At 72.4% G+C, this 13269-nt stretch carries 9 protein-coding genes and 1 pseudogene; 7 read left to right on the top strand and 3 right to left on the bottom strand.

Features of this window, described 5'->3' with window-relative positions; all coding sequences use genetic code 11:
• Positions 1-278 precede the first annotated feature (278 nt).
• The 6 genes from ACZ7P3_RS35840 (at position 279) to ACZ7P3_RS35815 (ending at position 5173) form a co-directional block, all read left to right on the top strand.
• Positions 279-1121 (top strand): helix-turn-helix domain-containing protein, encoded by an 843-nt coding sequence (locus ACZ7P3_RS35840; RefSeq protein WP_472088147.1) that lies wholly within the window; start codon positions 279-281, stop codon positions 1119-1121.
• A 93-nt stretch (positions 1122-1214) separates the two neighbouring features.
• Positions 1215-2687 carry a 30S ribosomal protein S12 methylthiotransferase RimO gene (gene rimO / locus ACZ7P3_RS35835; RefSeq protein WP_472088145.1) on the top strand — a complete coding sequence of 491 codons (1473 nt, stop codon included), beginning with the start codon at positions 1215-1217 and terminating at the stop codon, positions 2685-2687.
• Positions 2684-3478 (top strand): CDP-diacylglycerol--glycerol-3-phosphate 3-phosphatidyltransferase, encoded by a 795-nt coding sequence (pgsA, locus tag ACZ7P3_RS35830; RefSeq protein ID WP_472088143.1) that lies wholly within the window; start codon positions 2684-2686, stop codon positions 3476-3478. The genes rimO and pgsA overlap by 4 nt, the downstream gene beginning before the upstream one ends.
• Positions 3475-4020 (top strand): CinA family protein, encoded by a 546-nt coding sequence (locus ACZ7P3_RS35825; RefSeq protein ID WP_472088142.1) that lies wholly within the window; start codon positions 3475-3477, stop codon positions 4018-4020. The genes pgsA and ACZ7P3_RS35825 overlap by 4 nt, the downstream gene beginning before the upstream one ends.
• 109 nt (positions 4021-4129) lie before the next feature.
• Positions 4130-4504, top strand: a complete 375-nt coding sequence (locus ACZ7P3_RS35820) for a helix-turn-helix domain-containing protein (RefSeq protein ID WP_189983870.1) — start codon at positions 4130-4132, stop codon at positions 4502-4504.
• 198 nt (positions 4505-4702) lie between these two features.
• Positions 4703-5173 carry a Dps family protein gene (locus ACZ7P3_RS35815; RefSeq protein ID WP_472088140.1) on the top strand — a complete coding sequence of 157 codons (471 nt, stop codon included), beginning with the start codon at positions 4703-4705 and terminating at the stop codon, positions 5171-5173.
• Positions 5174-5615: 442 nt separating this feature from the next.
• Here ACZ7P3_RS35815 and ACZ7P3_RS35810 read toward each other — a convergent pair whose 3' ends face one another.
• From ACZ7P3_RS35810 to ACZ7P3_RS35800, 3 genes are read right to left on the bottom strand one after another with little or no spacing between them, the layout of a single operon-like run.
• On the bottom strand, positions 5616-6380 hold the full coding sequence (locus ACZ7P3_RS35810; RefSeq protein ID WP_472088138.1) for an SDR family NAD(P)-dependent oxidoreductase: 765 nt from the start codon (positions 6378-6380) through the stop codon (positions 5616-5618).
• Positions 6381-6412: 32 nt separating this feature from the next.
• Positions 6413-7258 (bottom strand): DNA-formamidopyrimidine glycosylase family protein, encoded by an 846-nt coding sequence (locus ACZ7P3_RS35805; protein WP_472088136.1) that lies wholly within the window; start codon positions 7256-7258, stop codon positions 6413-6415.
• A gap of 45 nt (positions 7259-7303) precedes the next feature.
• Positions 7304-12304 carry an ATP-dependent helicase gene (locus ACZ7P3_RS35800; protein WP_472088134.1) on the bottom strand — a complete coding sequence of 1667 codons (5001 nt, stop codon included), beginning with the start codon at positions 12302-12304 and terminating at the stop codon, positions 7304-7306.
• Positions 12305-12407: 103 nt separating this feature from the next.
• Here ACZ7P3_RS35800 and ACZ7P3_RS35795 point away from each other — a divergent pair.
• A pseudogene (locus ACZ7P3_RS35795) lies at positions 12408-13238 on the top strand (AraC family transcriptional regulator); the annotation flags it as partial.
• Between the last annotated feature and the right edge of the window lie 31 nt (positions 13239-13269).

The following is a 13269-nucleotide window of genomic DNA, read 5'->3' as shown; positions in this document are numbered from 1 at the left end:
GGGGGCGTGCGCCCGGCGTGTCGCCTTTACGCCGGGTGGCGGCACGGCCGTGATCCACCCGTTAGAGAGCTGCGGGCAACCGTTTCCCTTTGTCGTACGTCAAGTTGAGCGAAAGGACAGCTACGGATCCCATCCTGGGGTACGTGTATGTCCCACCATCGGATTGTCCGGTCATTCCGATGGCGTACAAAGTCCTACCGCCCGGTCGCCCCACGCTTTCGCACCCCCCTAGACTGAACCTCCAGCACAGGTGGCTTAAACGCTCGAAAGGCGCCCCCGTGTCCATCGGCAACTCCCCTGAAGACGAGCGTCCGTTCCAAGACGAGTCCGAGGAAGCCCGTCCCTCCGTGGGCCGGGCCCTGCAGCAGGCCCGCATCGCCGCCGGGCTCACCGTCGACGACGTCAGCAGCGCCACCCGTGTCCGTATCGCCATCGTGCACGCCATCGAGGCGGACGACTTCGACCCCTGTGGGGGTGCCGTCTATGCCCGCGGGCACATCCGCACGCTGGCCAGGGCCGTACGCCTCGACCCCGCGACGCTGATCGCGCAGTACGACGACGAGCACGGGGGACGGCCCGCGCCCACGCCGGCCGCGCCGCTGTTCGAGGCGGAACGTATCCGCCCCGAGCGCCGGGGGCCGAACTGGACGGCGGCCATGGTCGCCGCGATCGTCGCCGTCGTCGGTTTCGTCGGGTTCACCGCGTTCAAGGGCGGTGACAGCGGGAACGACGCCAAGTCGCAGGTCGCCGAGGGTGCCACCGCGACCCCCACCCAGTCCGCCTCGCCCACTCCGACGAAGGACAAGCCCGCCGCGCCGACGTCCGAGGCGTCGGACAGTGCCATCGCGGCCGCTCCGCAGGACAAGGTGACCGTCCAGGTCAGCGCGGCCGGCGGGCGCAGCTGGATCTCCGCCAAGGACCACAACGGCCGGATGCTCTTCGACGGGCTGCTGAAGCAGGGCGAGTCCAAGACCTTCCAGGACAGCTCCAAGATCAACCTGATCCTCGGCGACGCCGGCGCGATCCAGCTGTACGTCAACGGCAAGAAGATCGAGGACAACTTCCAGAAGGGCGCGGTGGAGCGCCTCACATACACCAAGGGCGACCCCGAGGCCGGCTGAGAGGTCCTCGGGGAAGCGGATCCGAAGGGGTTGGCCAAGATCGGCCAACCCCTTCGACATGGGGTGTCAGACAGACAAAGTAGTCTTGAGCCCATGCCTGAACGCCGTACCGTCGCACTAGTCACTCTCGGCTGCGCCCGTAACGAGGTGGACTCGGAGGAGCTCGCAGGCCGTTTGGAGGCGGACGGCTGGCAGCTCGTCGAGGACGCCGCGGACGCCGACGTCGCCGTGGTCAACACCTGTGGCTTCGTCGAAGCCGCCAAGAAGGACTCCGTCGACGCCCTGCTGGAGGCCAACGACCTCAAGGATCATGGCAGAACCCAGGCCGTCGTGGCGGTGGGCTGCATGGCCGAGCGGTACGGCAAGGAGCTGGCCGAGGCGCTGCCCGAGGCCGACGGCGTGCTCGGCTTCGACGACTACGCCGACATCTCCGACCGCCTGCAGACCATCCTGTCCGGCGGCATCCACGCCGCCCACACCCCCCGCGACCGCCGAAAACTGCTGCCGATCAGCCCGGCCGAGCGCCAGGAATCGGCCGCCTCCGTCGCGCTGCCCGGCCACGGCCCGGCCGACCTCCCGGAGGGAGTCGCGCCCGCCTCCGGCCCGCGCGCGCCCCTGCGCCGCCGTCTGGACGGCGCCCCGGTCGCCTCGGTCAAGCTCGCCTCCGGCTGCGACCGCCGCTGCTCCTTCTGTGCCATCCCGTCCTTCCGCGGCTCCTTCATCTCCCGCCGCCCGAGCGACGTGCTGAACGAGACGCGATGGCTGGCCGAGCAGGGTGTGCAGGAGATCATGCTGGTCTCCGAGAACAACACCTCCTACGGCAAGGATCTCGGCGACATCCGCCTGCTGGAGTCCCTGCTGCCGGAGCTGGCCGAGGTCGACGGCATCGAGCGCATCCGCGTGAGCTACCTGCAGCCGGCCGAGATGCGCCCGGGCCTGATCGACGTGCTCACCTCCACCCCGAAGGTCGCCCCGTACTTCGACCTGTCCTTCCAGCACTCCGCGCCCGACGTGCTGCGCGCCATGCGCCGCTTCGGCGACACCGACCGCTTCCTGGAGCTGCTGGACACCATCCGCAGCAAGGCGCCCGAGGCCGGCGTGCGCTCCAACTTCATCGTCGGCTTCCCCGGCGAGAGCGAGTCGGACCTGGCCGAACTGGAGCGCTTCCTGAACGGCGCCCGGCTGGACGCCATCGGTGTCTTCGGCTATTCCGACGAGGAGGGCACGGAAGCGGCCACGTACGACAACAAGCTCGACGAGGACGTCGTCGCCGAGCGCCTCGCCCGTATCTCCCGGATCGCCGAGGAACTCGTCTCGCAGCGCGCCGAGGAGCGCGTCGGGGAGACCGTGCGCGTCCTCGTGGAGTCCGTCGACGAGGCGGAGGGCGTGTACGGCCGTGCCGCGCACCAGGCGCCGGAGACGGACGGCCAGGTGCTGCTCACGAGCGGCGAGGGTCTGAGCGTCGGACGTATGGTCGAGGCGAAGGTGGTCGGTACGGAAGGTGTCGACCTGGTGGCCGAGCCGCTGACGGGCTCGTTCGCATGGAGCGAGGAGGCGGGCAGATGACCGGAGTCCCGGCATCCGCCGCGGGCGGCTCCCCCGGTGCGCAGGGCGCCCGGGGTTCCGCCGCCGCTGCCGACGGCGCTGCGTCCGAGGTCTCCGGTTCTGCATCTGGTCCCGCCGCTGCCGGCTCCGCCGGCGCTCAGGAGAGCCTTCAGGAAGGCGCCAGGCCCGCGCGAGGAGCGAAGATCGCGGCCGCGGCCGTCAACCAGGCCAGCGTGTGGAACGTCGCCAATCTGCTGACGATGCTCCGGCTGCTGCTCGTGCCCGGCTTCGTGGTCCTGATGCTGGCGGACGGCGGCTACGACCCGGCCTGGCGCTCGCTCGCCTGGGCGGCGTTCGCCGTCGCCATGATCACCGACCTGTTCGACGGGCATCTGGCGCGCACCTACAACCTGGTCACCGACTTCGGGAAGATCGCCGACCCCATCGCCGACAAGGCGATCATGGGGGCGGCGCTCATCTGTCTCTCGGCCCTGGGCGATCTGCCGTGGTGGGTGACGGCCGTGATCCTCGGCCGGGAACTCGGCATCACACTGCTGCGTTTTCTGGTCATTCGCTACGGCGTGATCCCGGCGAGCCGGGGCGGCAAGCTCAAGACGCTCACCCAGGGCGTGGCGGTCGGGATGTACGTCCTGGCGCTGACGGGGTGGCTGGCAACCCTGAGGTTCTGGGTGATGGCCGCGGCGGTCGTCCTCACCGTCGTCACAGGCCTCGACTACGTGAGACAAGCCATTGTGCTGCGCCGGCGGGGAATCGCCGAGCGGAAGGCAGCGTTGGAGGAGAAGCAAGCGTGAGTTCCCCCGCCACCGAACTGGTGCGACTACTGACCGTGAGGGGCGAGAGCCTCGCCGTCGCGGAGTCGCTCACCGGTGGTCTGGTCGCGGCGGAGATCACGGCCGTCCCCGGGGCGTCCAAGGTCTTCCGGGGTTCGGTCACCGCCTACGCCACCGACCTGAAGCATGAGGTGCTGGGGGTCGACGCCACCCTGCTGGCTCAGCGTGGAGCCGTGGATCCGCAGGTCGCGGGCCAGATGGCGGGCGGTGTACGCAAGGCGTTGGGGGCCGACTGGGGCCTTGCGACGACCGGTGTCGCCGGGCCCGAGCCGCAGGACGGCCAACCCGTCGGGACGGTCTTCGTCGCCGTCGACGGACCGCTCACGGACGGATCCGGTTCTGCCGGTGGCAGAAAAGTAGAGGCCCTGCGGTTGAACGGCGACCGTGCGGAAATCCGTATGGAGAGTGTACGGAGCGTACTCGCACTGCTTCTGAGGGAGCTTGCGGGCGAACAGACTGGGAATGAGCGGGCACAGGATACGGAACGGAACGGGGGGTTTTGATGTTTGCAGCCCTGAGTGAACACGACATCGCTCCCCGCACGGCCGCGGCGCAAGGCGGTACGGTGGGGCGAGAAGGATGCGGCTACGCGGTCCGAGGAGGGAGCCACCGATGATTCTGCTCCGTCGCCTGCTGGGTGACGTGCTGCGTCGGCAGCGCCAGCGCCAGGGCCGTACTCTGCGCGAAGTCTCCTCGTCCGCCCGAGTCTCACTCGGCTATCTCTCCGAGGTGGAGCGGGGGCAGAAGGAGGCTTCCTCCGAGCTGCTCGCCGCCATCTGCGACGCGCTGGACGTACGGATGTCGGAACTCATGCGAGAGGTGAGCGACGAGCTTGCGCTCGCCGAGCTGGCTCAGTCCGCCAGGGCGACCGAGCCCGTACCCGCGCCGGTCCGTCCGATGCTGGGTTCTGTGTCGGTGACCGGTGTGCCACCGGAACGGGTGACCATCAAGGCCCCCGCCGAAGCGGTGGACGTGGTCGCCGCGTGACGTCGGCGTGCGCGGCCTAGCGGCCCGATACGTGTGAAGCCCCGGCCGGGTTTCTCCAGGGGGACCTGGGGAACCCGGCCGGGGCTTTCGTATGGCCCGTGCGTGTGATCCGTGTCTCCTTTGCGTCCATTTGCCGGTATTCGGCGGGACGGTCATGGTGGGAGGGACGTGATGGCGCCGACCCACCGGAGGAAACGGATGTACGTCGTGAAGAGCCCGTTGCCCGACGACGACCTGAAGACCGTGTCCGAGGCGCTTCAGGGCGCCCTCCTGGACCTGGTGGACCTCTCGCTGGTCGCCAAGCAGATCCACTGGAACGTCGTCGGACCCCGCTTCCGGTCCATCCACCTCCAGCTCGACGAGGTCGTTGCCTCCGCCCGCACCCACTCCGACACGGTCGCCGAGCGGTCGTCGGCGCTGGGCGTCCCGCCCGACGGGCGCGCGGCCACGGTGGCCTCCGGCAGCGGGATCGGGAACACCCCGGCGGGCTGGATCAAGGACACGGACGCGGTCCGGGCGATGGTCGACGCCCTCGGTGCGGTGATCACCAGGATGCGGGAGCGGGTGAACGCGACAGGGGAGGCGGACCCCGTCACGCAGGACATCTTCATCGGGATCTCGGCTGACCTCGAGAAGCATCACTGGATGTTCCAGGCGGAGAACGCGTAGGGGTCCGGCCGGGGACGGGTGCCCGGTGTCGGATCCGCTGCCCGGTGCCGGGGCTGCCGCAGAGGGACCGTCGCCCGGCTCCGCGCTGCCGGCCTTCGGTCCTGCCCCGGACCGCCGGAGGGGCTGTCGTGCGGTCCGGCGTTGCATCAGTGAGCCCTCCGTGCGCCTCCCGTGTGGGGCGGGCGGCGTTCTAGCGTCCGGCTGGAGGTGGCGGCCATGGTGAGGCGCGTGGTGCGCTGGGGGACTGTGTTCGGGCTGGGAGCGGTGTGGTGGTGGGCCGCACTGCGGATCGTGCTGACGGACAACGCGGGTGTGCTCGAAGGGGCCGTCGCGGTCGGCGGGTGGGGGCTGAGCCTGCTGCCGGTGCACTGTGTGCCCAGGGGGCGGGCGGAGGGTGCCGTCAAAACGGGGCGCTGGGCGGCCGCCTGGCAGGCCGGCGACGCTACCAGGGCATCGCCACGCCCCCGTTCGGGCGCAGGATCTGACCCGTCGTGAACGCCGAAGCGTCCGAGGCCAGGTGGAGCACCGTGTGCGCGACGTCGTCCGGCTCGCCGACGCGGCCCAGCGGTGACATCCGCGCCATCCGGGACTCGGTGTGCGCCTGCGACTCCCGGTCGTGGCGGTCGGTCATGGGGGTGCGGACCCAGCCCGGTGCCACCGCGTTGACCCGGATTCCGTGCCGGCCGACCTCGGAGGCCAGCGTCTTCGTCAACTGGACCACGGCCGCCTTCGCCGCGCCGTAGCAGAGCAGTCCCGGGCCGCCGGTGTCGACCGCGCCGGACGCCATGGTGACGATGCTGCCCCGGGTGCCGTGGGCGAGCATCAGCCGGGCTGCCTCCTGGCAGGCGTACAGCACGCCCTTGAAGTTGACGTTCAGCACTCGGTCGAGATCCTCGTCCCGCGTCTCCAGGACCGGGCTGCTGTGCATGATCCCGGCGATCGCCGCCATCACGTCCAGACGTCCGCAGGAGCGCACGGCCGCACCGAGTCCGGTCCGGTCGGTGACATCGAGGACATGGGTACGGGCGGTGCCGCCGCGGTCCTCGATCAGCTTGGCGGTGCCGTGCAGTCCGTCCGCGTCCCGGTCGGCGCAGTGCACCGTCGCGCCCGCCTCGGCCAGCAGGACGGCCGAGGCCCGGCCGATGCCGCCGGCGGCTCCGGTGACGAATGCGGTGCGTCCGGTGAGGTCGTACGCCGTGAGGGGCATACAGGGACGGTACGAGCGGATCTGACGGTGCGTCAATTAGTTGGACGGGGATAGCGGCTGCGCCACTGCTGCGGCGCTCCCGGCGCCGGTGCCGGGCCCCTCTGGCAGGCCGGGCACCAGTAGGTGGGGCGCTCCTGCGAACCGTCGCCCTGGTCGGCCACCCGGACCGGGGTGCGGCAGCGCAGGCAGGGACGGGGTGCGCGGCCGTACACGAAGAGGTCCTGCCCGTGCAGGCCCGTGGTCCGGCGGACCGGTCGGTCGCGGTTCGTCTCCAGCAGCTGCCGGGCGAGGGCGGGCAGTTGGGCCGCGCGGTCCGCGGGCAGGGCCCCGGCCGGCAGCCAGGGGGTCACGCCGAGCAGGAAGCACAACTCGCTCTTGTAGACGTTGCCGATGCCGGCCAGATTGCGCTGGTCGAGCAGGGCTTCGCCGAGCGGGCGGGCGGGGTCCGCGAGGAGGTTGGCCAGGGCACGCTCGGAATTCCAGTCCGGTCCGAGCAGGTCGGGGCCGAGGTGGCCCACGACGCGCTCCTCCTCACCCGTGCGCAGGAACTCCAGCACCTGGAGGCGGTAGCCGACGGCCGTGCGGTCCGCGGTGCCGAGGATCGCACGGATCTGGTGCGCCGGTCCGCCCCGCCAGCGCTCCTGCGTGCCGTACACCTTCCAGGCCCCCTCCATGCGCAGGTGCGTATGGAGGGTCAGGCCGCCCTCGAAGCGGGTGAGCAGGTGTTTGCCGCGCGGGGCCGTGTTCAGGACCGTACGGCCGGTGAGGTCGACCGTCGCATACTTCGGCACCCGGAAGTCGCTGCGGGTCAGTACCTTGCCGGCGAGGGCCTCGTGCAGCCGCTTCGCGGCCTGCCAGACCGTGTCACCTTCGGGCATGCGTCCAGAGTGCCACGGTGGGGTGAGGTCCGGCGGGCCGTGCGATCAGGCTCTCAGGCGCAGGCCGCGCGGGGTCGCGATGAAGCCCGCTCCTTCCAGAAGGGTGCCCAGGGGCGAGGTCAGGGCCTGGGCGCCGTTGACCCGCTCCACCGTGACCGTGCCGAGGGAGCCCGCTCGGGCGGCCGCGGCCAGGGCCTCGGCCGCCGTCCGCAGACGCGGGTCGTCGGTGGCGGCGGTGTCCGGTTCGGAGGGCCAGGCCAGCAGCGTCTTGCCGCCGCGCTCCATGTACAGGGTCAGCTCGCCCTCCACCAGCACGACGAGCGAGCCGGCCTTGCGGCCCGGCTTGTGTCCGGCCCCCGTCGGCGGCTCGGGCCAGGGCAGGGCCGCTCCGTAGGCGTTGGCCGGGTCGGCCGCGGCGAGGACCACGGCGCGGGGGTCCGGGACCGGAGGGCGCGCACGGCGCTCGCCGAAGCCGCGGTGCGCCGGCGAGCCGTAGGGGGAGGCGGAGCCACCGCCTCGGGGGCCGCCGTAGCCGGGCGAGGCGAAGAGGTCGTCGGCCGGAGCCAGGTCGCGGGGCGAGACGTATGCGCCTGGTGCGGCGGGACGCTCCTTCGAAGCCCGGCCGAAGTCGCCGGCGCTCGCCGGCGGCCAGGTGAAGTCGCCGTCGAGGCCCGGGTGGGCGAACGCGCCCTCGGCCTGGTCGAAGGCGCTCGGGGTGGTGTGGCCGCCGTCGAGGAAGAGCGACGGGGTACCGCCGCCGCTGCCGAAGCCGTTCGGGAAGTCCGGGGCGGGCGGGCCCTCGCCGCGTTCGCGGGCGTTGGACACCCCGCGGAGACGGTCGACCGCTCCGTCCATCGCGAACTGGGCGGCGCCCAGGCCCTCGACCACGTAACCGCGCCTGGCCTGGCCGCTGTCCTCGAAGGCGGACAGGACGCGGTACACCGCCGAGAAGCCGCCCTCCACGCCCTCCGCGGCGACGGCTCCCCGGGTGACCACGCCGTGCCGGTCGAGGAGGGTGCGGGCCAGCGCGTGGGCGCGCACGGTCGCGTCCGGCTCGGCCGCGGGGAGCAGGGACCAGCGGCCGGCCACCGTCGGCGGACCGGAGCGGGAGGCGGTGCGGGCGGCTGCGGTCAGGGATCCGTAACGCCCGCGCGGGACGGCACGCTTGGCGCGGTGGGCCGTGGAGCCCGCTGTGCGGCCCGAGCCCAGCAGGGAGCGCATCGGGGTGAGCGTGTCATTGGTGAGCCGGCCCGACCAGGCCAGGTCCCACAGGACGTCGGCCAGCTGGGGATCGGTGGCGTCGGGATGGGTGGTGGCGCGGACCTGGTCGGCGATCTGCCGGAAGAACAGGCCGTACCCGCCCAGGAGGGCGTCCAGGACCGACTGGTGAAGCGCGGTCGGTTCCAAGGGATGCGGCGGTGGCAGGAGCAGTGGGGCCGCATCCGCCAGATAGAGGGAGATCCAGCCGTCCTTGCCGGGCAGGGCACCGGCTCCGGCCCACACCACCTCGCCCGCCGCGGTCAGTTCGTCGAGCATGGCCGGCGTGTAGCCCGCCACGCGGGAGGGCAGGACCAGCTTCTCCAGTGCGGAGGCCGGCACGGAGGCGCCCTGCAACTGCTCTACGGCGCGCACCAGTCCGTCGATGCCGCGCAGTCCATGGCCCTTGCCGATGTGCTGCCACTGCGGCAGGAACTGGGCGAGAGCGGCCGGCGGCACGGGCTCCAGTTCGTGCCGCAGGGCCGCCAGCGAGCGGCGGCGCAGCCGGCGCAGCACGGTGGCGTCGCACCACTCCTGGCCGATGCCCGCCGGATGGAACTCGCCCTGGACGACCCGGCCGCCCGCGGCGAGCCGGTGCAGGGCGCCGTCGGTGACCGCCACACCCAGACCGAAGCGTGCCGCGGCGGTGGTCGACGTGAAGGGGCCGTGGGTGCGCGCGTAGCGCGCGAGGAGGTCGCCGAGCGGGTCCTTGACCGGTTCGGTGAAGGCCTCGGGGACACCGACCGGCAGCGCCGTGCCGAGCGCGTCGCGCAATCGGCCCGCGTCCTCGACCGCCGCCCAGTGGTCGGCGCCTGCGATGCGGACCCGGATGGCCCGGCGGGCGGCGGCCAGCTCCCGGGCCCACTGCGGATCGGCGCCCCGCTCGGCAAGGTCGGCGTCCGTCAGCGGGCCGAGCAGGCGCAGGACGTCGGCCACCGCCTCCACGTCCTTGACCCTTCGGTCCTCCGTCAGCCATTGCAGTTCGCGCTCCAGCTCGGCGAGCACCTCCGCGTCGAGCAGCTCGCGCAGCTCCGCCTGGCCCAGCAGCTCGGCCAGCAGCCGGGAGTCCAGGGACAGCGCGGCGGCGCGGCGCTCGGCGAGCGGGGAGTCGCCCTCGTACAGGAACTGGGCGACGTACCCGAACAGGAGGGAGCGGGCGAAGGGGGACGGCTCCGGGGTGGTGACCTCGACCAGACGGACCTTGCGGGACTCGATGTCGCCCATCAGCTCGACGAGGCCGGGGACGTCGAAGACGTCCTGGAGGCACTCGCGGACCGCCTCCAGGACGATCGGGAACGAACCGAACTCGCTCGCCACCTGGAGCAGTTGCGCCGCCCGCTGGCGCTGCTGCCACAAGGGGGTGCGCTTGCCGGGGTTGCGGCGTGGCAGCAGCAGTGCGCGGGCGGCGCATTCACGGAACCGGGAGGCGAACAGGGCGGAGCTGCCGACCTGTTCGGTGACGACCTGGTCGACCTCTCCCTTGTCGAAGGCGACGTCCGCCGCACCCACCGGTGCCTGTTCGCTGTCCCACTCGGTGCCCGCTTTGACGGGCTCCTGGTCGAGCAGGTCCAGGCCCATCAGGTCGGCGTCGGGCAGGCGCAGCACGATGCCGTCGTCGGCGTGCATCACCTGCGCGTCCATGCCGTACCGCTCGGAGAGGCGGGCACCCAGGGCGAGGGCCCAGGGGGCGTGGACCTGGGCGCCGAACGGGGAGTGCACGACCACCCGCCAGTCGCCGAGCTCGTCACGGAAACGCTCGACCACGATCGTGCGGTCGTCCGGGACATGGCCGCAGGCCTCGCGCTGCTCGTCCAGGTAGGACAGCACGTTGTCCGCCGCCCAGGCGTCCAGGCCCGCGGCGAGCAGGCGCAGCCGGGCCTCGTCCTTGGACAGCGAGCCGACCTCGCGCAGGAACGCGCCCACCGCGCGGCCCAGTTCCAGCGGGCGGCCCAGCTGGTCGCCCTTCCAGAAGGGCAGCCGGCCCGGCACGCCCGGCGCGGGGGAGACCAGGACACGGTCGCGGGTGATGTCCTCGATGCGCCAGGAACTCGTGCCCAGCGTGAAGACGTCCCCCACCCGGGACTCGTACACCATCTCCTCGTCCAGCTCACCGACCCGGCCGCCGCCCTTCTTGGGGTCGGAACCGGCGAGGAAGACCCCGAAGAGACCCCGGTCGGGGATCGTGCCGCCGGAGGTGACGGCGAGGCGCTGGGCTCCCGGGCGGCCGGTGACCGTGCCGGCCACGCGATCCCACACCACGCGCGGGCGCAACTCCGCGAACGCGTCGGACGGGTAGCGGCCCGCGAGCATGTCCAAGGTCGCCGTGAACGCCGACTCGGGCAGCGACGCGAAGGGCGCCGCGCGGCGGACCGCGGCGAGCAGGTCGTCGAACTGCCAGGTGTCCAGCGCGGTCATGGCCACGAGCTGCTGGGCGAGCACGTCCAGCGGGTTCGCGGGCACCCTCAGGGACTCGATGGCACCGGAACGCATCCGCTCGGTGACCACGGCCGCCTGGACCAGGTCGCCCCGGTACTTGGGGAAGACCACGCCGGTGGAGACGGCACCCACCTGGTGACCCGCGCGGCCCACACGCTGGAGCCCGGAGGCCACCGAGGGCGGGGACTCGACCTGGACGACGAGGTCGACGGCGCCCATGTCGATGCCCAGCTCCAGGCTGGACGTGGCGACCACGGCGGGCAGCCGTCCCGCCTTCAGGTCCTCCTCCACGAGGGCGCGCTGCTCCTTGGAGACCGAGCCGTGGTGCGCGCGGGCGATCACCGGGGGCGCTCCCTGGGCCGCACCCGAACCGCCCATCAGCTCGGCCGGTGCGTGATGCTCCTCCAGGGGCTCGCCGGTCACCCGCTCGTAGGCGATCTCGTTGAGCCGGTTGCACAGCCGCTCCGCGAGCCGCCGCGAGTTGGCGAACACGATCGTGGAACGGTGGGCCTGGACCAGGTCGGCGATCCGCTCCTCCACGTGCGGCCAGATCGAGGGCCGCTCCGCTCCCTCGTTGCCGTCGCCGGCCGGGGAGCCGCCCAGCACCCCCATGTCCTCCACCGGTACGACGACGGAGAGGTCGAACTCCTTGCCCGACTCCGGCTGGACGATCTCCACCTTGCGCCGCGGCGAGAGATAGCGGGCCACCTCGTCCACCGGGCGCACGGTCGCCGACAGGCCGATGCGGCGGGCCGGCCTCGGCAGCAGCTCGTCCAGCCGCTCCAGGGACAGCGCGAGATGCGCACCGCGCTTGGTGCCCGCGACCGCGTGCACCTCGTCCAGGATCACCGTCTCCACCCCGGTCAGCGCATCGCGCGTGGCCGAGGTCAGCATCAGGAACAGCGACTCGGGGGTGGTGATCAGGATGTCGGGCGGTCGCGTGGACAGGGCACGCCGCTCCGCGGCCGGGGTGTCACCCGAGCGGATGCCCACCCTGACCTCGGGCTCGGGCAGGCCCAGGCGCACGGACTCCTGGCGGATGCCGGTCAGCGGGCTGCGCAGGTTCCGCTCGACGTCGACGGCCAGGGCCTTCAGCGGAGACACGTACAGCACCCGGCAGCGCTTCTTCGGGTCGGCCGGGTGAGGGGAGGAGGCCAGCTGGTCCAGGGCGGCGAGGAACGCGGCCAGCGTCTTTCCCGAGCCGGTGGGGGCGACCACCAGCACGTCCGAGCCCTCCCGGATGGCCTGCCACGCCCCGGCCTGGGCCGCGGTGGGCGCGGAGAACGCCCCCGTGAACCAGCCGCGGGTCGCGGGCGAGAAGCCGTCGAGGGCTCGGTGTGCGGAGCTGACCATGCCTCCCATCCTGCACCCGGCCACTGACAATCGTGCTGACCTGGGAATTCAGCGAGAGACAGGCCGACGGGGCCGGCCCGTCGGCGGGACGGACAATGGGCGTATGGCGGGTTCGGCGGAGCGGGCGCGGCACTGGCGGTACGAGGAGCTGCCCGGCGTCGATCTGCTGCGCGCCCGTTACATCCGCAAGACCTTCGTCCGGCACACCCACGAGAACTTCGTGATCGCGGCCATCGCCGACGGCGTCGAGGTCTTCCACCACCGCGGCTCCGACGTGTCCGCCGGCGCGGGAGCCCTCGCGCTGGTCAACCCGGACACCCCGCACACCGGCCGGGCCGGTGTCCCCGAGGGCTGGCAGTACGGCGCCGTCTATCCGTCGCCCCAGGTGGTGGCGGAGATCGCGGCCGAGACCAGCACGATCCGCGGCACTCCCGGCTTCGTCAGCCCCGTCCTCGACGACCCGTACACCGTCCGCCTGGTCCACCAGGTCCTGCGCGCCGCCGACGAGGGCAATGCACTGGCCGCCGACACCCTGCTGCGCGTGGCCGTGACCAGGCTGCTGCGGCTGAACGGCGGCCCGCTGCCCCAGCGGCGGACACCGGCGGCCGGGGCCCGGATCGCCGCACGCGCGCGTGCCGTGCTGGAAGAGCGGATGACCGCGCCACCGACCCTGGAGCGTCTGGCGACCGACCTCGGGACCAGCCCGTTCGCCCTGCTGCGGGCGTTCCGCGACGCCTATGGCATGCCGCCGCACACCTGGCTGACCGATGCCCGGGTGCGCCGTGCGCGGCTGCTGCTGGATGCGGGGACGGCACCCGCCGAGGCGGCCGTCGCCGTCGGCTTCACCGACCAGCCCCACCTCAACCGGCACTTCACCCGCATCGTCGGTGTCCCCCCGGGCGCCTACCGGCGCGAGCGCAAGAACGTACAAGACCGGGACTGATGCCCGCCCGTACCGTCCGGGT

Source organism: Streptomyces sp. NPDC107581 (assembly GCF_055657175.1).
Note: the sequence above shows the minus strand (reverse complement) of the source record. Positions and strands in the feature narration are given on the sequence as shown.